The organism is Mesorhizobium sp. M0037 (assembly GCF_040323635.1).
Classification (GTDB): Bacteria; Pseudomonadota; Alphaproteobacteria; order Rhizobiales; family Rhizobiaceae; genus Mesorhizobium.
On sequence record NZ_JAMYVB010000024.1, the window covers coordinates 1 to 18,178 of the forward strand.

The window sequence follows — 18,178 nt, forward strand, 5'->3', positions numbered from 1 at the left end:
CCTTCGCGGGAATCAGGTGACGTGAACAATCACCAGCCTGCCATGACCGCCCCCTCTCAGCGAATTTGCAGAACTCTCAGCACACTACCAAATGCGCAGACGGTCGGGGATCTGCGGCATGGCGAGGCTGTGGAACAGCGCGGTGGCGCCCTGCAGGGCGGCGCGCAGGTTCGGCGCGTCCAGCGATACCTTGTCGAGCGTGGCTTCGTCGACGTCGCGCGAGCGGCTCGACGAAGAACGTCAAGCAAGCCTCCGTTGCAGAGTTTTGCGCGAGATCGTCAGTCCGAGATCGTCAGTCCATTGCCGGCAGGTGCGCCAGGCGCGCCCTGCCTGGTCAGCCCTTCGACTTCGGCTTCAGGCTGCTCTCTGCCTGCTTGACCGAGGAACCGAACGGGGAGGCGGCCTTGGCCACCACCTTGTCTTTTTTGGGCTTGCGCGTTTCGCGATTGCTGCGCTGCTGACCCTTGGCCATCTGTCTGCTCCTTCGTACGTGCTGGGTGGGTGCGGTGTCAGACGGCCTGGTTGTCGGGGACAGCCGGGGCGTCCGCTACTTCGAGGTTGTCTTCCGTGGTGACCCGCTCATAGGTCTCCTCCTCGCTGCGGATGCGATATTGCGGCGAGCCATCCTTGACCGGCAATCTGCTCTTGATCTGAAACAGCTCGGCGGTCTGCTGGGCGAGCCCGCTGCGGCTCTTCATGCGCACGGTCTGGCCGATGGCGAAGAGGTGCGAGGGCGTATCGGTGCGCGGACGCGCATTCTGCTGGAAGCGGATCATGCTGCGTTCTCCTGGTCGCGCCTCAGCGCTGTTTCGAGTTCGAGGTAGTCGATGGCGACAAGCTGGCTGGTGGCCGGGTTCTTCACCGCCCTTGCCGGCAAATGGATGAAGGTGGCGACGCGACGCCAGGCAAGCCGCGACATGCCCTCGATCAGCTCTTCGTCGTGATCGATGTCATAGTCGCCGGCCGGCAGTTGCCCTTCCAGCCCGCTAAGCACGAAGGGTGCCGCGAAATGGGCGATGGAACGGGTGGTGCGATCCGGCATTGGCTTGGCTCTGGTTCGTCGATGCTTTCCGGCATCAACCGGGAACTCAACCATCGGCGATTGGAATGAGTTTGGCGGGTCGAGTATCTCCGACGCCGCTATATGCCAAGCTTGACCCAAAAAACGATCTCAGATCAATAATCCGAAATTGTTGGTTATTCAAGCTGATTTCCGCCGCGGCTCGACCGGTATAAAAAATTTCTCGTATAAACCCCTAATAAATCTGCTATTGTGGAACAATATCAGCCAATTCCTTATTTAGAGAGCATCGGAATAATTATTCCGGTGCCCCTAAGATTATTTTTTACGAAAGGCAAAAATATATGAGATTCATGAAAACGCCGGATCGTCCGACCGCAACAATCGAGCCAATCGTCCTCTTCCCCAAGGCAATATCAGTGCGCCTGACGATAAGAAGCGACGAAGCGGCACGGCGCAAGATTGCCGACACCGACGGCACGCTACGGCGGGAGCGCCGGCTCGCCGAGAGCCACCGGCTGATTTGAACGCTACATTTTCCTGGAATTCCTCTAGAGTTTCGAAGAGGTCCGCGCCCTTGGCGAGCCCACTCTTCCCTTGAACCTGCAGCGCCGATGGCCTAGATCGCGGCAAGCGGACAAAACACGGCAGGTTTCCCATCAACAGAGATCAGAGAAGAGCGGCGGGTGCTGGAGCTGGCGGACAGGCGCCGCTGGGCCTCGACCAATATGTGCAGCAGGCGCTGCAGCTGCATCAGGCCGGGCGCCGGCAGGAGGCCGAGACACTGTACCGGCAGGTGCTGGCGCGCAAGGCCAATCACCCGGCAGCGGCGCATTTCCTGGGCCTGTTGCTGCACCAGACCGGGCGCAGCCCCGAAGGGCTGGAGCTGATCGAGCAGTCTGTGCGTCTGCAGCCGAAGAATCCCGATTTCCTCAACAATCTCGGCACGGTGATGCGCGATCTCGGCCGCCTTGCCGCGTCCGCCGATTTCTTCCGCGGCGCGGTCGATCTCAAGCCCGACCAGCTCGCGGCACGCGACAATCTGGGTTCGGCGTTGAAACAGCTCGGCCAGTTCGAGGCTGCGGAGGACATCTATCGCGGCACAATCGGGCGCAATCCCTTCCATGTCCGCGCCCGCATCGGGCTTGCCGAAACGTTGCAGGAAGCCGGTCGTCTGGATGAGGCGCTGGCGACCTTTCGCGAGGCGCTGACGATCCGGCCCAAGGATGCCGACCTGTTGCATGGGCTCGGCGTCGGGCTGATGGAAAAAGGCAAGCTCGATGAAGCGGCAGACCTGTTTCGGCAGGCGTTGGCGATCACGCCAGGCATGGCAAAGGCCTGGCTGATGCTGACGCAGGTCAAGCGCCAGAAGGAGCGCGACGCCGAACTCGCCGGCATGGAGGCCCAGCATGCCAAGGCGCCGGCCGACAGCCTGGCACGCATGCAGCTGTCCTTCGGTCTCGGCAAGGCCAATGACGATTTGAAGGACTATAACAGGGCCTTCGACTATTTCGCTGAAGGCAATGCGATCCGCCGCAAGGGCATCGATTATGATCCGGTCAGGACGCGGGCCGAATTCGAGGCGATGAAGACGGTGTTCAACGCCGGCTTTTTCGAAAAGCACAAGCCAAGTGCAATCTCCGACGACACGCCGATTTTCGTCGTCGGCATGCCGCGCTCCGGCACCACGCTGGTCGAACAGATCATCGCCAGCCATCCACAAGTCTATGGCGCGGGCGAGCTCAGCATGTTGAAAACCGCGGTCGGCAAGCAATTTCCGCTGACCATGCCGGGAGGTTTCCCCTGGGGACTGGTCGATGTATCCGACGCGGAGTTTGCGGAGGCGGGCCAAGCCTATCTCGACATGCTGCATGAGCGCTATCCCAACTTCAGGCATGTCACCGACAAGATGCCCGGCAACTTCCTGCTCATCGGCTTCATCCATATGATGCTGCCGAAAGCCAAGATCATCCATTGCGCGCGCGATGCGGCGGCGACCTGCCTTTCGATCTACAAGGTGCATTTCCGCGGCGACAACCACCGCTACGGCTATGATCTGGGCGAGCTCGCCGATTTCCACAACATCTACACCGACATCATGGCGCATTGGCACGATGTTCTGCCGGGCGTCGTCCATGACGTGCGTTACGAGGATTTCGTGGCCGACCAGGAGGGACAGACGCGGGCGCTGATCGGGCATCTCGGCCTGTCCTGGGACGACAAGGCGCTGTCGTTCCACGAGACCGACCGCCCGGTGCGCACGGCCTCGGCCGCGCAGGTGCGCCAGCCGATGTATCAGGGCTCGGTCGATCTCTGGAAGCGCTATGGCGACAGGTTGAAGCCGCTGCTGGACAAGCTGGACTGAGCAGCGGCTAAAGCTCGATGAAGGGCTGGAAGCCGCCGAAGATCATGCGCTTCATATCGAAGGGCATGGGCCCCAAATCGGGTGTCAAACGGGGATCGGCCATCACCTTGGCCATTACCGCGTCGCGGCTTTGCCTGGACGAATAGACGGCCCAAGCAAAGACGACGATCTCGTCGTCTTTTGCCTGAACGGCACGCGGAAACGAGGTCAACTCACCATAGGGCACGTCGTCGGCGATACATTCGACATAGGCGAGCGCTCCGTGTTCCTTCCATATCGGGCCTGCGAGGTTGGCCAGCTTCTTGTAGTCATCGATATTTGCCTTCGGCACGGCGAGCACGAAACCATCGACATAGGACATCAGGTTCTCCTTGGAGTATCTCACAAAGCTCCTTACCGGCGTCAGCCGGTGAGGAGCTTTGTCAGCAGTGGTCAGTCTTTCTTCGCCGGCGCGTTCATCGCCCATTCGACCCCGAAGGGATCGCGCATGTTGCCCCACTGGTCGCCCCAGAACATCAGCTGCAGCGGCACTGCGACTTCGCAGCCGGCATCGACCGCGCGCTTCCACCAGTCATCGATCTCGTCGGCGCCGAGATGGAGCTGCATGGTATAGCCCTGCGGCGTGACGGCAGGCATGCCGTTTTCGGGGTAGAAATCGGAAATCATCAGCGTCGAGCCGTTGATGTGGAGATGAATGTGCATCGTGCGGCCCTGCTCATCGGGCGGATAGAAGAACACCTGTTCGGCGCCGAAAGCCTTCTTGTAGAATTCGGCGGCCTTGAAGGCGCCGTCCAGCTGCAGATAGGGGGTCAATCCACCGAGAACTTTCGCGGCCGGCTGAATGGGGGTCTGGTCGGTCATGTCTTGTTCCTCTTTGGGTTTGGTCTGGGCGCTTGGTTGGCCTTGCGAAGCCTAGGACGAACGAGGCGGCGGCGATCCTACATGTCTGATGCGATTTTCTGGGCCGATGCGATTTTCTGGCGAAACGAACTTGCGTCGGCGGCGCCCAATCAGAGCGCAATCCTCGCTGTCAGCAGGCTAGAACGGGGACCGCTTCTTCAACCCGCTGAGACGACAATGATCCTCTATTACCAGACCCATTCGCCCTTTGCGCGCAAGGCGCTCGTCTTCGCCCATGAGGTTGGGCTTGCCGACCGGCTCGAGGTCATTCATCACGAGACCAGCCCGACCTTGCGCAATGCCCGTGTCTACGCCGAAAACCCGCTCGGCAAGGTGCCGGTGCTGCTGCGGCCGGATGCGTCGCCGCTCTTCGATTCCGATGTCATCTGCGCCTATCTCGATACGCTGCATGACGGCCGCAAATTGCTGCCGCAGGACGGCGAAGCGCGCTGGCAGGCGTTGCGGCTGCAGGCCGTCGCCCAAGGCCTGGCGCAGACGGGCATAGGCCTGCGCTGGGAGACGGAAAGGCGGCCCGAACAGTTGCGCTATGCAGCGCTTGCCGAAGGCTACCGGGAAAAAATCGAGGCCAGCTATGACTGGATCGAAAGCGCGCTGGACGCCGAGACATCGCTCCATGTCGGCCATGTAGCGCTTGCCACCACGCTGTCCTGGATGGCGTTCCGCCAGCTGCCGTCGTTTCGCGCGCGGGCGCGGCTGACGCGCTGGTTCGAGGCGTTCGAAAAGCGTCGATCGATGCAGGCGACGCCGCTGTCTGGCGATACGCATGACTGAGCAACGGTCGCCCCGCGGCGGCCTGCATCGATCTTTCCCGACCGCATGGTCAGGGCGCCCTGCAGATCCGCGGGCCGTTTTGCGCGTCGATGAGGATTTCCGGCCAGCCGATATCCTTGCGCAGTTCGATCGGCAGGGCCAGAAGCTCGCGCTCGCTGCGATAGCGGGCGCGGTTCTGTGCGTAACGGGCGGCGACGCGGCCTATGGATGACAAAATGGACATGATGCGTTCTCCTCAGATGAAGCCGGCATCATCGTGTCGGCATCCCAAGGACGCAGCAGGTTCAGCCGATCCGACAGAACGCTGAAAATATTTGCGGGAGATGTGAAACCATGGGCCGCAACACAGTGCGGCCCATGGTGGTAGTTCCTCAGCCCGCCGTTTCAGCCACTGAGCGGAAGAAATCCTCGGGGTCTTCGACTTCGGTCAGCTTCCGCTTGTCGATCAGCCAGAAGCGGTTGCCGATGGCGCGGATGAAGGAACGGTCGTGCGAGGCGAGCACACAGCTCGCCTGGTGCTTGAGCAGTTCCTCCTCCAGCGCTTCCTGGCCGTCGATGTCGAGATGGTTGGTCGGCTCGTCGAGCAGGTAGAAGTTGGGGTTGGCGAGTCTCAGCGCCAGCATCATCAGCCGCGCCTTCTGGCCGCCGGACAGCACGCCGATCTTCTTCTCCTGCATCTCAATGACAACGCCGGCGCCGGCAAGCAGCGAACGGGCGCGTTGCTCGCCGACATCGTAGCGGTGCGAGACCAGGGCCAGCGGCGTGTCGTCGCCACTGATGCCGGCCAGCGCCTGGTCGCTGTAGCCAAGCACCGTCGACGGCGTCACCTTGACGTTCGGCACCGTGTCCGGCTCGGCGATGGCGTTGCGGATCAGATCGACGAAACGCGACTTGCCGACGCCGTTGCGGCCGAGCAGCACGATGCGGTCGCCCTGGCAGATGTGGCGCTTGCCGGTCTTGAACAGCAGCGTGCCGTCCGGCGTTTCCACTGCGGCGTCATCCAGCGTAATCAGCACCTTGGCATGGGTGCCGCGGTTGGCCAGCCGGATCGCGCCGGCCGATTTCTCGCGATGCGCCGATACCGCGGCGTCTTCCAGCTTCTCCGCCCGTTCCCTGAGTTGCTTGGTCTTCACCGTCAAAAGGTCGCTGCCGGAATTGATGCCGATGTTGTTGAGCTTGGCGGCCTGCTTGCGCAGTTGCTGCGCCACCTTCATGTCTCGCTCGAACCGGCGCGCCGTCGAGGCGTCCAATTCGTCCAGGGCCTGCCGCGCCCTGGAATAGGGCAGTGCAAACACCGGCGAGTCCTCCGGGCGCAAGAACAGCGTGCGGTTGGTGACGGCATCGAGAAAGGCGCGGTCGTGACTGGCGATGACCACCGGCACTTCGCGCGGCAGGGCGTTCAGCCAGCTTTCCAGCTGGCTGATCTTAGCGAGGTCGAGATGATTGGTCGGCTCGTCGAGCAAAAGCACATCCGGATCGGTGACCCAGACGCGGGCGATCAGCGCCAGCCGCTGCCATCCGCCGCTCAGCGCCTGCATCGGCCGTTCGCGCATCGGCTCGGGCACGTCGAGCGAATCCAGCACCACGTCGACGCGCCACATCTCGCTGTCGGCCTGCTCGGCCGGCAAGGCATCGGCCACCACCTGATGGAAGGTGCGGCTAAGAAGGGCAGGCGGAACCGACTGCCCGACATGGCCGACACGCAGGCCGCGCGTGCGAGAAATGTCGCCCGAGGTCGGCTCCAGCGCGCCGGTCAGGCATTTGAGCAAGGTCGACTTGCCGCGGCCATTGGCGGCAACGATGCCGAGCCGGTCGCCGGTGCCGATGGTGAGATCGAGGTTGGAAAACAGCGGCGCACTCATGGTGACACCGAGGGATTTGAGGCTGATCAGGGCCATTGTGATTTCTCTGGTCTCGCCGGAGACAACTCCGGATGCACTTTGACGGTGTGCTTGCCGGCCATCAGGCTCAGCTTTGCGCACCACGAAAGGCAGACCAAAAAATCGAAACGGGAAAAAACCCGTAATGTCCCTGGTCAACCCTGCAAGCGAACTCGCAGGGCAGAAATCGGGCCACGCTGATGATGGTGATCGATAGACACGCAGCCCTCCTTTCAAGACAAAACTTTGAGTGTGTGGAGCGATTACACCAAAGGCGGGGGTGGAGGCAAGTGGGCGACGGATGCGGCGGTGGTGGAGCGCTCTTTCCTTCTCCCACAAGTGGAGAAGGAAAGAGGTGCTATTTCCCCGGCCGTCCCGTCTTGCCCGGCCGGCGCTTTTCGCGGCGGGCGTCGCCTGGGTCTTCGTAGGAGCCGATGCCGGCGCGCTGGCGAACGAATGGCTTTGGGGAATCGTCGCGTTCCTTCGCGCCCCCCTCTGCCCTGCCGGGCATCTCCTCCACTCGGGGGGAGATTGGCTGGGGCTTGGCCGGCACTTTCCCTTCGACCGGCTTTTCCGTGCGCCGCACGGTCATCTCGTCGAGCGAATTCTTCTTGAACAGTGGCTTGGTGGCGCCGCCCGGAATGCCGAAGTCGGAGCCGTGCGCTTCCTGCGCCGACTGTTTCTTGAACAGCGAGCGCGACACCGCGCCTGACGGTGTCGGCATGTCGGTACCAGGCCCCATATCGTCGATCGACGGCTTGGCAAATAGCGGTTTCTTCACCGGCACGGCGCCGTCGGCGCCCATTTCGTCGAGCGCCGGCTTGCGGAAGAGGTTGGACCGGGCAGCCCTGGCCGCCTCTTCGGCGGCACGTGCCTCATCGAACTTGCGAAAACGCTCCTGTTCCTCAGCCGTACGGTGCTTGGCCACGCCCTTGTTGTGCTTGCCCTTCTCGCGGCCGGAGACCGGGCTTTCCATGTCGGCGTATTTGGCCAGAGGGTCTTCCGAGATGGACAGTTCCATCTCGCGCAGCCGCTTGATCTCGTCGCGGATGCGGGCGGCCTTCTCGAAGTCGAGATTGGCGGCGGCGTCGCGCATCTGCTTTTCCATGGCGTCGAGATGAGCCTTGAGATTGTTGCCCATCATCGCACCGGCGCCGTCGGTGAACTGCGAGATATCGGCGCGGACATGGTCCTTCTCGTAGACCGAGTCCAGAATGTCGGAGATGCGCGACTTCACCGATTCCGGGGTGATGCCGTTGGCCGCGTTCCATTCCATCTGCTTTTCGCGGCGGCGGTTGGTCTCGGCCATCGCCCGCTCCATCGAGCCGGTGACCTGGTCGGCATAGAGGATGACCTTGCCGTCGACGTTGCGGGCGGCGCGACCGATGGTCTGGATCAGCGACGTCTCGGAGCGCAGGAAGCCCTCCTTGTCGGCGTCGAGGATGGCGACGAAACCGCATTCGGGAATGTCGAGGCCTTCGCGCAGCAGGTTGATGCCGACCAGCACGTCGAAAGCGCCGAGGCGGAGATCGCGCAGAATCTCGATGCGCTCCAGCGTGTCGATGTCGGAGTGCATGTAGCGAACGCGCACGCCTTGCTCATGCAAATATTCGGTCAGGTCTTCGGCCATGCGCTTGGTCAAAACGGTGACCAGCGTGCGGTAGCCGGCGGCAGTGGTGTCGCGGATTTCGCCGACGACATCGTCGACCTGGCTTTTCGCCGGGCGGACTTCGACCGGCGGATCGATCAGGCCGGTCGGGCGGATGACCTGCTCGGCGAACACGCCGCCGGCCTGTTCCATCTCCCAGGCGCCGGGTGTCGCAGAAACCGCGACGGAGAGCGGACGCATCGCATCCCACTCCTCGAAGCGCAGCGGACGGTTATCCATGCAGGAGGGCAGGCGAAAACCATACTCCGCCAGCGTCGCCTTGCGGCGAAAGTCGCCACGATACATTCCGCCGATCTGCGGCACGGTCACGTGGCTTTCGTCGATGAAGACCAGCGCATTGTCAGGGATATATTCGAACAGGGTCGGCGGCGGATCGCCCGGCTGGCGTCCCGTGAGATAGCGCGAATAGTTCTCGATGCCGGCGCAGGAGCCGGTGGCTTCCAGCATCTCAAGATCGAAGCGGCAGCGCTGTTCGAGCCGCTGTGCCTCCAGCAGGCGGCCGGCGCGCTCGAGCTCGACCAGCCGGTGCTTGAGCTCCTCCTTGATCGACTTGATCGCCTGGTTGAGCGTTGGACGCGGCGTCACATAGTGCGAGTTGGCGTAGATCTTGACGCTCTTCAGCTCGCCGGTCTTCTGGCCGGTGAGCGGATCGAATTCGGTGATCGCCTCGATCTCGTCGCCGAACATCGAGATGCGCCAGGCGCGGTCCTCAAGGTGGGCCGGGAAGATTTCGATCGTGTCGCCGCGCACGCGGAACGAGCCGCGCACGAAATTGATGTCCTGGCGCTTGTACTGCTGGGCGACGAGGTCGGCGAGCAGCGCCCGCTGGTCGAGCCGATCGCCGATCTGCATCTGGAAGGTCATCGCCGTGTAGGTCTCGACCGAGCCGATACCGTAGATGCAGGACACCGAGGCGACGATGATGACGTCATCGCGCTCGAGCAGCGAACGCGTCGCCGAATGGCGCATGCGGTCGATCTGCTCGTTGATCGAGGATTCCTTCTCGATGAAAGTGTCGGTGCGCGGAACGTAGGCTTCCGGTTGGTAGTAGTCGTAATAGGAGACGAAATACTCCACCGCATTGTCTGGGAAGAATTTCTTGAACTCGGAATAGAGCTGCGCGGCCAGCGTTTTGTTGGGCGCCAGGATCAAGGCAGGGCGCTGCGTCTGCTCGATCACCTTGGCCATGGTGAAGGTTTTGCCGGAGCCGGTGACGCCGAGCAGTACCTGGGTGCGGTCATTGTTATCGACGCCCTCGACAAGATCCTTGATGGCGGTCGGCTGGTCGCCGGCCGGCTCGAAATCCGACACCATCTTGATAGCGATGCCGCCTTCGGATTTTTCCGGGCGGGCAGGGCGGTGCGGCGTCCACAGCACGCCGTCCTTGTGCAGCGGGTTGCCGGATTCGATCAGCGCCGACAGCGCCGCGACCGTCGCGGTGACGCTGCCCGAGGCCATCGTCTCGGCGTCTTCCAGCGAGATGTCGAGACCGGCGACCGGGTTGAGGCCGGCGGCGGTGCGCTCGCGCGCCGTTGCCGCGCCACCCATCGAGGTCCCGCGCGAACTGCGGCCGGGGGAGGTTGAGCGTTCCGGAATCTTCTTCGCCACCTTCGGCGGCTTGGCGCCGCCGGAACTACGCCCTTCCTTCTCGGCCTCCTGCTCGATCTGCTCTGCCCAGTCGGCAATCGAGCCGCTCAGCGGCGTGCCGGTGAAGTCAGCCTGCGGCGCCTCGGCGAAGCCACCCTTGTGCAAGGGCTCCGAAGCATCGAGGAAATCGGTCAACGGGCTGCGCCGCTTGGGCGGCGAAGCGCTGTTGTCACCCGCCGGAGACGGTGTCTTTTTCTCGGGAAGTTTGGCCATGCCCCAAATATGGGCAGAGTCCGCCAAAATGGAAAGAGTGCAGTGGCAAGGGACACTAAGCGGGTCGAAGCTCCTGACACAAGGGTGTCAGGAGCTGTGTCACGCAAAGCCGGGCCACCTGCTCAATTGAACCACAGCGCGAAGGTCAAAAACCCACCGCCACCGAACTGACGCTGGATCTGGTCGAACTCGCCGCTGGTCACGATCTCACCGCTCTCGAGGTAGGGCGCGATGGCCGGGCCGGTAATCGACAGAACTAGGTCGAAAGGCTTCGGTTCTTCGAAGAAACGCTTCATGTTGATGCCCTGGCCGGTGCTGGCCGTGATGCGGAAATGCGGCAGCAGCTTGCGGCCTTCCAAAAGGTCTTCGGCCATGGTCAGAGTGGCGAGCCAGGCCTCGACCTGCTCCTCGCCGACTTCGAGCCCGGTGAGCGGGTTCTCGCCCTTCTGCTGCGGTCCCGGTAGCCATTCGCGGTCATTGTCGGTCTCGGCGCGGATCGCCTTCCAGTCCTGGCGCGACAGCCGGATCATTTCGAGCAGATGGCGGCGCGCCGCTTGACGTCGCTCGGGCTCGACCACCGGCCAGTTGACGAGGTGAACCATGGAGATGAAATCCGCGATGCGCCATTCCGATGAGAAGATGCTGCTGCCCATGTCCCCGGCGGGAGGCACCAGAACGTCCTGCAGCGGCAGTTTGGCGTGCGGGAACAGCATGTGGAACGAGCCGTCGAACATGGTCCTGAAATCATGCGCCAGCCAGAAATCGGCCTGCGCCATCAGGAATTCGGCATAGCCCTGCAGCCAGAAACCGTCGGCCCGGTCGAAGCGGAATGTGAGCGAGGGAGCGGCGCCGTCCGACGAGATACCGCCGCGCGACAGCGAGGCCATGATCGCGGCCATGCTTTCATCCGGCGCGATGGCACCGTCTTCGTTGAGATCGATGCCGGCATGGGTGAGGTCGACGACCATGCCGATATCGGCATCGGCGGGTACCGAGCCCAGAGTGGCCGCGGATGTCTCCAGCCGGTCGCGAAAGGCGACCAGAATGGCGCGGAACTGCTCATAGGTCAGCGGTTCGGGATCGGGATTGTCCGGAATCGGCAGCCGCATCAGCGGCAGCATGAAGGATTGCGGGCTTTCGAACCCGTGGCGGTGCAGACCGCCGGCGAGGATTTCCAGCGCGGTGAAGAATTCGCCGGCGCCGGCGGCATAGGCTGACGCCGGATCGCCCTGGGCTGCAGCCTCGAGCGTGGTAAGCGCGGCGTTGCGCTCGGTCACCGTTTTGGCCTCGAACAAAGCGGTTGCCGCTTCGGGCGCGGCGGCGCGGGCCGAAGATAAAGGCAGCAACAGGAGGAGGGCGGACGCCAGCAGGCCTGCAAAACGTGTCATCTCATCCCTCCACTATGCGATGCGCAGACATTACACGCATTTGGCGCCGTGTCTGCCGGCGGCAGTGTTTCAAGGACTGACGGTCGACACTTCCCGGGCAGACCGTCTACACAAGCTAACCGATTGGGCAAACGATTGGGCGTCGCGTGTCGAATTATCCGCTTTCCTACAAACTGTCATGGCTGCCGCGCTTCCTGAAACCGTCTCTCGGCGGCGATGTCAGGGATTTTGCGCCGATCGCGGCAACGACACTCATCGATCCACCGCCAGGGCGCAAGGTGCGGCTGGCCTTTGTCGGCGATATTTCGGCGGTGGCCAACCATAGTGCGCCGGAGTGCGATCCGGAGATCGCAAAGCTCTTGGGCTCAGCCGATCTGGTGATCGGCAATTGCGAAAGTCCGGTCGTCGAGCGGCCGAGCGTGGCGTTTGGCACGCGGCTTGGCACTCACCATGCGATGAGCGAGCGGTTTCTTGCCGCGGCGCTTGCCGCCGTAGGCATCGCGCGCGAAAGGCTCGTGCTGTCGCTGGCCAACAACCATGTGCTCGACCAGGGCGTCGCCGGTTTCGACGAGACGGTTGCGGCGCTGAAGCGGCTTGGCATCCGCCCCATCGGCACCGCGAAAAAAGGGCCGGTCGAACAGGTCAAGGCCGGGCCGCTGACGATCGGCTTTGCCGCTTTCACACTGTGGCGCAATGCCGACGCCGCAGTTTTCAATGAGCGTGTGTCGATGCAAAGCGATCCGGCGGCATGGCCGAGCGGCGCGGCCGACAAGAACATCGACCTCACCTGTGCGGTGCCGCACTGGGACTGGGAGTTCCGGCATTTTCCGCAGCCGCAAACGCAAACGCTGGCGAGGTTGCTGGCCGGTCACGGCGTCGGACTGATTGCCGGGCACCACGCCCATGTCGTGCAGCCGGTGCAATGGGTCGGCAAGACGCTCGCGGCGTACGGGCTTGGCGACTTCCTCGGCACGGCGCTGGCGCGACAGCCCTGGCCCAGCCGCATCGGCGGCATTTTCGTCGTCGATGTCAGCGCCGATCTCGGCAAGCGCGGCGCGATCGCCGGCTACCGGATGCATCCCTTCATGCGGCTGCGCTCAGGCGGGCATGAGCGGTTGGTTCCGGTCGAGGCGCTGACTGGCCGGATGAAGGGCAAGGTCGAGGCCAGGCTGAAGGCGATCTTTGGCGACTGACGACTTTCCCGCTATCATAGGCATAATAGGACTTTGCGAGGGGGCGATGGAAGCAGCTGAGTTCATGCCTGATGAAGCGGTGGTCGCCGGCATCAGGAAGAATATCGAGATCTATGAGGCTGGACGGGCTTCGGCCTGCCGCCAGGTGCGCTGGCGGGTGCCGGTGTTTCTGGGGCTGCTGCTGGTTTTTGTCGTGCTGGTGGCCTGGCTGTTCAACAAGGTCGCCGACTTGAACGAGCAATGGTTCTCGACGCCGCATGTGTTCCTCTATGTCGGCGGTTTCTTCGCGGCGCTGCTGCTGTACTTCCTGGCGATCAGGCCGGCGACGCGGCTGCAGCAATCGTTCCGTGACACGCTGCTGCCGATCATCTTCGGCTTCATCAGGGATGTGCGCTATCAGCACAGCGTGACGCCGAATTCCTTCGACCGGCTGCCGCGCGCCGTGGTCGGCGCCTTCAACCGGCAGAGCTTTGACGACATCGTGTCAGGCCGCTACGAGGATTTTCCGTTCGAGCTCTACGAGGCGGAGTTGCGCCAAGGTTCGGGCAAAGGCTCGTCGACGGTCTTCAAGGGCGTCATCGTTGCGTTCGAAACGATCGCGCCGTTCCCCGGCATATTGGTCGCGACGCGCCGCAGCAACGCGGTGGTCGGTTTCTTCCGCGGCATCTTCGCCGGCAAGATGCAGGAACTGTCCAGCGGCGATCCGCTGCTCGACGGCGACTACGAATTTCGCACCGACAATGTCGCCGCCGCCCAGCCGTTGGTGAGCGGCCGGCTGGCGCAGGCGCTGAAATGGCTGCACGAGACATGGCGCGATGATCCGGCGCGGGTGGCGCTTAATGGCAGCGATGGTTTCCTGCTCTTGCCGCAGCCGAAGAATTTCTTCGAACTGGCCGCCATTTCCGTGCCACTCGATTACACCAAGCACATCGCGCCGATGATCGCCGATATGGGCGCGATCTTGGCGACGGCGGCGCTGGTGCGCAAGACCGGCGCGACGGATGGCGAGGCCTAAAGCGCCGCGCGTCGAAACGAATTCATGCGACGCGCTTCAGGTCTTGTTTTGATGCATATCGTTGCCCCAAAACGGAGGTCCTGTTTAGGCGCATGCATTAGCCAGGCTGCCGCGCGTCAGCAGGCGAAGCCGTAGTTCTGGCGGTAATATTCGACGTCTTCTTGCGCCATCGTCTTGAACATCACGCAGACGGTGAAGCTCCCGACCTGGCGACCGTTTCTGGTGTAGCCCCAGTCGGAAATATCGTCCCGCTTGAATTCGAGTTCCTGGCCGGCCACGACATTGTGCACCGCTTGCGGCTCATTGGCCAATGTTCCTGCAAATCCGGTCGCGGTCTTGTGGAAGGGGATGATCCAGAAATGCTCCGGGCGTCTCCGTCCCTGACCTCGACTTTCAACTTGTAGCTGGTTGTCCCGGCTGGCGGCGCATCCGACAAGGACAGGAATTCATCGAGGCTGGCGCGCGCCTGCGCAATGGCCGCCGCCATGTCCGGATCGTCCCTGGCGACGCCTACAACCTTGTCGCCGCCCTGGCCGGAATCCTGCGCACCGGCCGGAACCGGCGCCAACGCCAGCACCAGGGACAGCACGGTTCGAACTGCATGCTTCATGAAATGGCGCTCCTGCGTGTCGATGCCTGACACCATCATGCATCTATCTGGAGTTTTCAACGGCAGTGCGACAGCGTGGTATGGTCCGAACGGCAGGCCGCTCACAACCCGCTCGGCACCAGCCCTGCCAGCCAGTTCGCGGACCGCTTGGCAATGCCGACCGTTGCCGACGCGACGCGGCCGAGATCTGTCTTGACCACGGCGTAGCCGTTCCTGGTGCGGTAGAGCACGCCTGTTCCGCCATCGACCACTTGCTCGTAGGCGACGGGCCGTACCGCTGCTGCCTCCATGGCCGTCGTCGGGGAGCCGACGGGAACGCTCGGCCGATGGCTCAGTTCCGGCGGCAACGGGGTTTGGACATTCCGGCTGGCCGGCTTCAGTTCCGGGCGGGATGCGGCCGCCGCCAGTTGCGAAGAAGACGCCGACCCCTTGCTGCGGCAGATGCCAGAGACCAGCGGATAGTCGAAGTTCTTCTGGTGCAGCATCTGGCTTTTCATCGCCGCTTCGCAGTCGGCGATGGTCGCCCACTTCGCCGGCGTCTCGCCGATATATTCGCAAAGCTTGGCGTCGCAGTCGCAGCCGACAATGGTCATGGCGACAAGGGCGGTCTTGATCACGGTCTTGTCCTTCGGATTGCCCCCCGGCAGCCAGTCCTTCCATCGCGCGCGAACAAGGCGGGATTTTGGCCGCGATCACGCGATGAGCCGGGGGATGCGTTTTTCGGGTACGGCTCACTATAGGTGGATTTCGAGACACCCGGTAGCAGATAGGGCGGGAGCGTGATGCATTTGCAGAAGAAGCCTGAATATCTTGTCGGCTATGGCCGCGACAACTGTTTCTTGGCCCGGTTTTCTACTACGATACTCACGGGGCGATACAACAATATAGGAGGGGTTTGTCATGGGAAGAATTGTCCGGTCCGCTGAGCCTGTGCCGAAAAGGGATTCAACGCTCGAGGGCATTCCAGGCGATGCTCCGCTCGGCGTCGACGATGACAAGCAAGAAGATCAAGGATCGAAAGGCGGCGACGGCTATCTCGACCGGGTTGCGAAGTACGTGCCTGCCGAAGTCGTGGCATTTTTCATCTTCGTCAACTCCATCCTGGTCAATGCCACTGAGCAGCCGGTTGCCAAGGCGTTGACCGATGCGGTGGCGGAAGAGACCAAAGGCAATCCGGGGGACATTCCGGGTAAGGTGCAGGCAGCCATCTATAAGATTGAAATGGCCGGTATCAGCGTCTGGACCATTTCATGGATCATGTTGATCGTCGCGCTGGCGATGACGCCGGTGTATCTGAAATCGGTCAGCGATTCAGCCGACAATGCGGAGGCTCCGGGAGCCAACATCGTCATGTCGATGCTCGCCTTCCCATTCTGGGCCTATGCCGTCAACGCGCTGGCCCTCAGGCCATGGCATGACGGTGCGCTGGCCAGCATCATGCTCGCCACCTTCACGCTCATCAGCGGCGCCATACGGCCGGAATATATAAACGCTGGCCTCAATTTGATCCCGGGCATCGGCCCGAAGAAGTAGCTGGCCCGCCGGGCAGGCCGCGGTGCAGGGCGCGGCTTCAGTTGTAGACGCGCTCCAGCCTCGCGCCTGCTTCGAACAGCGCCGGCAGCACGATGTGCAGCTTGCGCACGGCGACGATCAGCCCGGTGCGACGGGTGGCCGGATCGATCGGAACGGTTGGCTGAACAGCGCCCGGGCGCCTTCGGGCGGAGCGAAGTCTGCCGCCGAAAGCACGGTGAGCATGATCGCGTCATTGCCACCGATCTCGACGAAGGACACGCCTCTGTCGATCAGGCGCGGGATCATGTCGGTGAATTGCTGATCGCGCCTGGTGATGAAGATGGTTCCGTCAGCGCCGAAATCGCGTTCCAGCAAAGTATCGGCTTCTTCACGCGTCGCTTCGCCGACCGGACCTTGGCCCAAAAGACAGTCGGCGCCGGGATTTCTCCCAGCGCCTCCCTGTCAGATCAGGACACGGTCGCGGCAGCAACTTCCGCAAAGTCGTCGCGCCATGCCGGCCTTGATTTTGACGGTCCTGCCAGTCACCGCCCGAGGGCAGTGCCCGTTCCAGACCACGCCGTTCTCCACCCTTGCGAGCTTCGTTCGGCGCGCCATCGAAGGTTTTCGCCGTCCTTCATGGCAGCATCGGTCCGCCGTTGGCGTTCGCACGCTTTCCGCGGCCCCGTAGGTCTCGGCATCCGTCCCTCGAACAAGCAAGCCTGCTCTCGCTTCGGGCCGTACGGGCCTCAGGAAATCCGCCTTTTCGCTTTGCCTTTCGGCGTGGCGATCGGTAGCCGCCTGAGATGGTTAAACTTACGCCGGGTAAGGGTTTTGGGGAATGGGCGTGAGCCTGTGGATAACGGGATTATCGGGGATCGTTTGCCACAAAGCTCGGAATTTCGACTCCAGCTGCATTAGACAGCCCGCCCGCTTTTTGGCGCCTGATCGGCTGTGCCCCTTGCTCCGCCGGCTGGCGCGGGCTTCAATGCCGGCAAGCATCGAGCCTATCGGCTCGGTGCGGGGAGGGTGCGCATTGAAAGTCGGGGTGGTGCTCAATCCGATTGCCGGCGGCGGCCGGCTGAAACGGCATTGGCCGGAGGTCGCCGCATCGCTGAAAAAGCATTTCGGCGAATTCGAGCTGCGCGAGACGCAGGCCGAGGGCGACGCCGAAAGGCTGGCGCTCGACCTCGCGGCAAGCGGCTTCGGGCTGGTGATCGCGGCCGGCGGCGACGGCACCGCCAGCGAGGTGGCCGACGGATTGCTGCAGGCATTCGATGAGAGCGGCCGGACAACCGAACTTGCCTTGCTGCCTTGCGGCACCGGCATCGATTTCGCGCGCGGACTTGGCCTGCCGAAAGAGGTGGATGCGGCGTTGAAGCGGATCGCCGAAGCCAAGGCGCGCAAGGTCGATGCCGGGCGCATCTGCTACATCGACGACCATGGCGCGCTGGCCAGCCGGCACTTCATCAATATCGCCAGCCTCGGCCTGTCCGGCGCCACGGACCGTGCGGTCAATGCCGACAAGCGCAAGGGCAGGATGTCGGCCAAGGCGCTGTTTTTCTGGCGCACCGTGGTCGAGTTCATCCGCTACCGCTTCCAGGACGTCAGGATCACCGTCGACGATGGCACCCCGGTCGAGGCGCGCATGGCGCTGGTGGCGGTCGCCAACGGAAAGTTCTTCGGCGGCGGCATGATGATCGCCCCGGACGCCGAACTCGCCGACGGCCAGTTCGACATCGTCATCCTGCGCGCGGCCGGCAAGCTGAAGCTGATCTGGGATATTCGGCTGCTCTATGGCGGCCGGCACCGCAACCATCCGGCCATCACCATATTGCGTGGCCGGAAAGTGGTGGTCGAACCTATCGGCGATGTCGAGAAGAACGGCGCGCTGGTCGACATAGATGGCGAGTCGCCGGGGCGTATACCCGCGACGTTTGAGATCCTGCCCGGAGCGCTGACGCTGAGATATTGAA

The 18,178-nt window shown here is 62.9% G+C and carries 19 protein-coding genes and 1 pseudogene; 8 read left to right on the top strand and 12 right to left on the bottom strand.

Annotated features, from left to right (window positions below; genetic code table 11):
• Positions 1-334: 334 nt before the first annotated feature.
• Genes NKJ78_RS27245 through NKJ78_RS27255 form a run of 3 tightly spaced genes read right to left on the bottom strand, consistent with a single transcriptional unit; the run spans position 335 to position 1,042 of the window.
• The gene (locus tag NKJ78_RS27245) at positions 335-472 is read right to left on the bottom strand and encodes a hypothetical protein (RefSeq protein ID WP_023683725.1); all 138 of its coding nucleotides are present in this window, start codon (positions 470-472) and stop codon (positions 335-337) included.
• A 37-nt stretch (positions 473-509) separates the two neighbouring features.
• Positions 510-776: a hypothetical protein gene (locus NKJ78_RS27250; RefSeq protein WP_352460604.1), complete on the bottom strand. Its 267-nt coding sequence runs from the start codon at positions 774-776 to the stop codon at positions 510-512.
• Positions 773-1,042: a hypothetical protein gene (locus tag NKJ78_RS27255; protein WP_023701590.1), complete on the bottom strand. Its 270-nt coding sequence runs from the start codon at positions 1,040-1,042 to the stop codon at positions 773-775. The genes NKJ78_RS27250 and NKJ78_RS27255 overlap by 4 nt, the downstream gene beginning before the upstream one ends.
• Before the next feature lie 323 nt (positions 1,043-1,365).
• On the opposite strand from NKJ78_RS27255, the gene NKJ78_RS27260 reads away from it, so the two are divergent.
• Positions 1,366-1,548, top strand: a complete 183-nt coding sequence (locus NKJ78_RS27260) for a hypothetical protein (RefSeq protein WP_023728228.1) — start codon at positions 1,366-1,368, stop codon at positions 1,546-1,548.
• Positions 1,549-1,751: 203 nt separating this feature from the next.
• Positions 1,752-3,386 carry a tetratricopeptide repeat-containing sulfotransferase family protein gene (locus NKJ78_RS27265; RefSeq protein ID WP_352562741.1) on the top strand — a complete coding sequence of 545 codons (1,635 nt, stop codon included), beginning with the start codon at positions 1,752-1,754 and terminating at the stop codon, positions 3,384-3,386.
• 7 nt (positions 3,387-3,393) lie between these two features.
• On the opposite strand, the gene NKJ78_RS27270 is transcribed toward NKJ78_RS27265, so the two are convergent.
• Positions 3,394-3,747, bottom strand: a complete 354-nt coding sequence (locus NKJ78_RS27270; RefSeq protein WP_023683729.1) for a DUF1428 domain-containing protein — start codon at positions 3,745-3,747, stop codon at positions 3,394-3,396.
• Here NKJ78_RS27270 and NKJ78_RS27275 point away from each other — a divergent pair.
• Positions 3,634-3,999, top strand: a complete 366-nt coding sequence (locus NKJ78_RS27275) for a hypothetical protein (RefSeq protein ID WP_352460608.1) — start codon at positions 3,634-3,636, stop codon at positions 3,997-3,999. The genes NKJ78_RS27270 and NKJ78_RS27275 overlap by 114 nt on opposite strands.
• Here NKJ78_RS27275 and NKJ78_RS27280 read toward each other — a convergent pair.
• A pseudogene (locus NKJ78_RS27280) lies at positions 3,906-4,247 on the bottom strand (VOC family protein); the annotation flags it as partial. The gene NKJ78_RS27275 and the pseudogene NKJ78_RS27280 sit on opposite strands and share 94 nt — an antisense overlap.
• 216 nt (positions 4,248-4,463) lie before the next feature.
• Between NKJ78_RS27280 and NKJ78_RS27285 the strand changes: the two are divergent.
• Positions 4,464-5,078 (top strand): glutathione S-transferase family protein, encoded by a 615-nt coding sequence (locus tag NKJ78_RS27285; RefSeq protein WP_352460603.1) that lies wholly within the window; start codon positions 4,464-4,466, stop codon positions 5,076-5,078.
• Positions 5,079-5,127: 49 nt separating this feature from the next.
• Here NKJ78_RS27285 and NKJ78_RS27290 read toward each other — a convergent pair whose 3' ends face one another.
• From NKJ78_RS27290 to NKJ78_RS27305, 4 genes are all read right to left on the bottom strand, one after another.
• Entirely contained in the window at positions 5,128-5,301 is a 174-nt protein-coding gene (locus NKJ78_RS27290) for a hypothetical protein (protein ID WP_023672009.1), read from the bottom strand.
• 148 nt (positions 5,302-5,449) lie between these two features.
• Entirely contained in the window at positions 5,450-6,976 is a 1,527-nt protein-coding gene (locus tag NKJ78_RS27295; RefSeq protein ID WP_352460602.1) for an ABC-F family ATP-binding cassette domain-containing protein, read from the bottom strand.
• Positions 6,977-7,316: 340 nt separating this feature from the next.
• On the bottom strand, positions 7,317-10,487 hold the full coding sequence (gene uvrB, locus NKJ78_RS27300; protein WP_352460601.1) for an excinuclease ABC subunit UvrB: 3,171 nt from the start codon (positions 10,485-10,487) through the stop codon (positions 7,317-7,319).
• A gap of 122 nt (positions 10,488-10,609) precedes the next feature.
• Entirely contained in the window at positions 10,610-11,875 is a 1,266-nt protein-coding gene (locus NKJ78_RS27305) for a hypothetical protein (protein ID WP_352460600.1), read from the bottom strand.
• Between the two features lie 146 nt (positions 11,876-12,021).
• On the opposite strand from NKJ78_RS27305, the gene NKJ78_RS27310 reads away from it, so the two are divergent.
• Entirely contained in the window at positions 12,022-13,068 is a 1,047-nt protein-coding gene (locus NKJ78_RS27310; RefSeq protein ID WP_352460599.1) for a CapA family protein, read from the top strand.
• 46 nt (positions 13,069-13,114) lie between these two features.
• A complete protein-coding gene (locus tag NKJ78_RS27315; RefSeq protein ID WP_352460598.1) occupies positions 13,115-14,083 on the top strand; it encodes a hypothetical protein in 969 nt (322 codons plus the stop codon).
• A gap of 116 nt (positions 14,084-14,199) precedes the next feature.
• On the opposite strand, the gene NKJ78_RS27320 is transcribed toward NKJ78_RS27315, so the two are convergent.
• Positions 14,200-14,529 (bottom strand): DUF2314 domain-containing protein, encoded by a 330-nt coding sequence (locus NKJ78_RS27320; RefSeq protein WP_352562744.1) that lies wholly within the window; start codon positions 14,527-14,529, stop codon positions 14,200-14,202.
• A 265-nt stretch (positions 14,530-14,794) separates the two neighbouring features.
• Positions 14,795-15,310, bottom strand: a complete 516-nt coding sequence (locus NKJ78_RS27325; protein ID WP_023672002.1) for a hypothetical protein — start codon at positions 15,308-15,310, stop codon at positions 14,795-14,797.
• A gap of 283 nt (positions 15,311-15,593) precedes the next feature.
• On the opposite strand from NKJ78_RS27325, the gene NKJ78_RS27330 reads away from it, so the two are divergent.
• Complete coding sequence (locus NKJ78_RS27330; protein ID WP_155923215.1) at positions 15,594-16,226, top strand: hypothetical protein; 633 nt, start codon at positions 15,594-15,596, stop codon at positions 16,224-16,226.
• Between the two features lie 117 nt (positions 16,227-16,343).
• Here the strand turns inward: NKJ78_RS27330 and NKJ78_RS27335 are convergent, their stop codons facing one another.
• Positions 16,344-16,580 carry a hypothetical protein gene (locus NKJ78_RS27335; protein ID WP_023733333.1) on the bottom strand — a complete coding sequence of 79 codons (237 nt, stop codon included), beginning with the start codon at positions 16,578-16,580 and terminating at the stop codon, positions 16,344-16,346.
• Positions 16,581-17,238: 658 nt separating this feature from the next.
• Between NKJ78_RS27335 and NKJ78_RS27340 the strand changes: the two genes are divergently transcribed.
• A complete protein-coding gene (locus tag NKJ78_RS27340; RefSeq protein WP_023733332.1) occupies positions 17,239-18,177 on the top strand; it encodes a diacylglycerol/lipid kinase family protein in 939 nt (312 codons plus the stop codon).
• Position 18,178 lies beyond the last annotated feature (1 nt).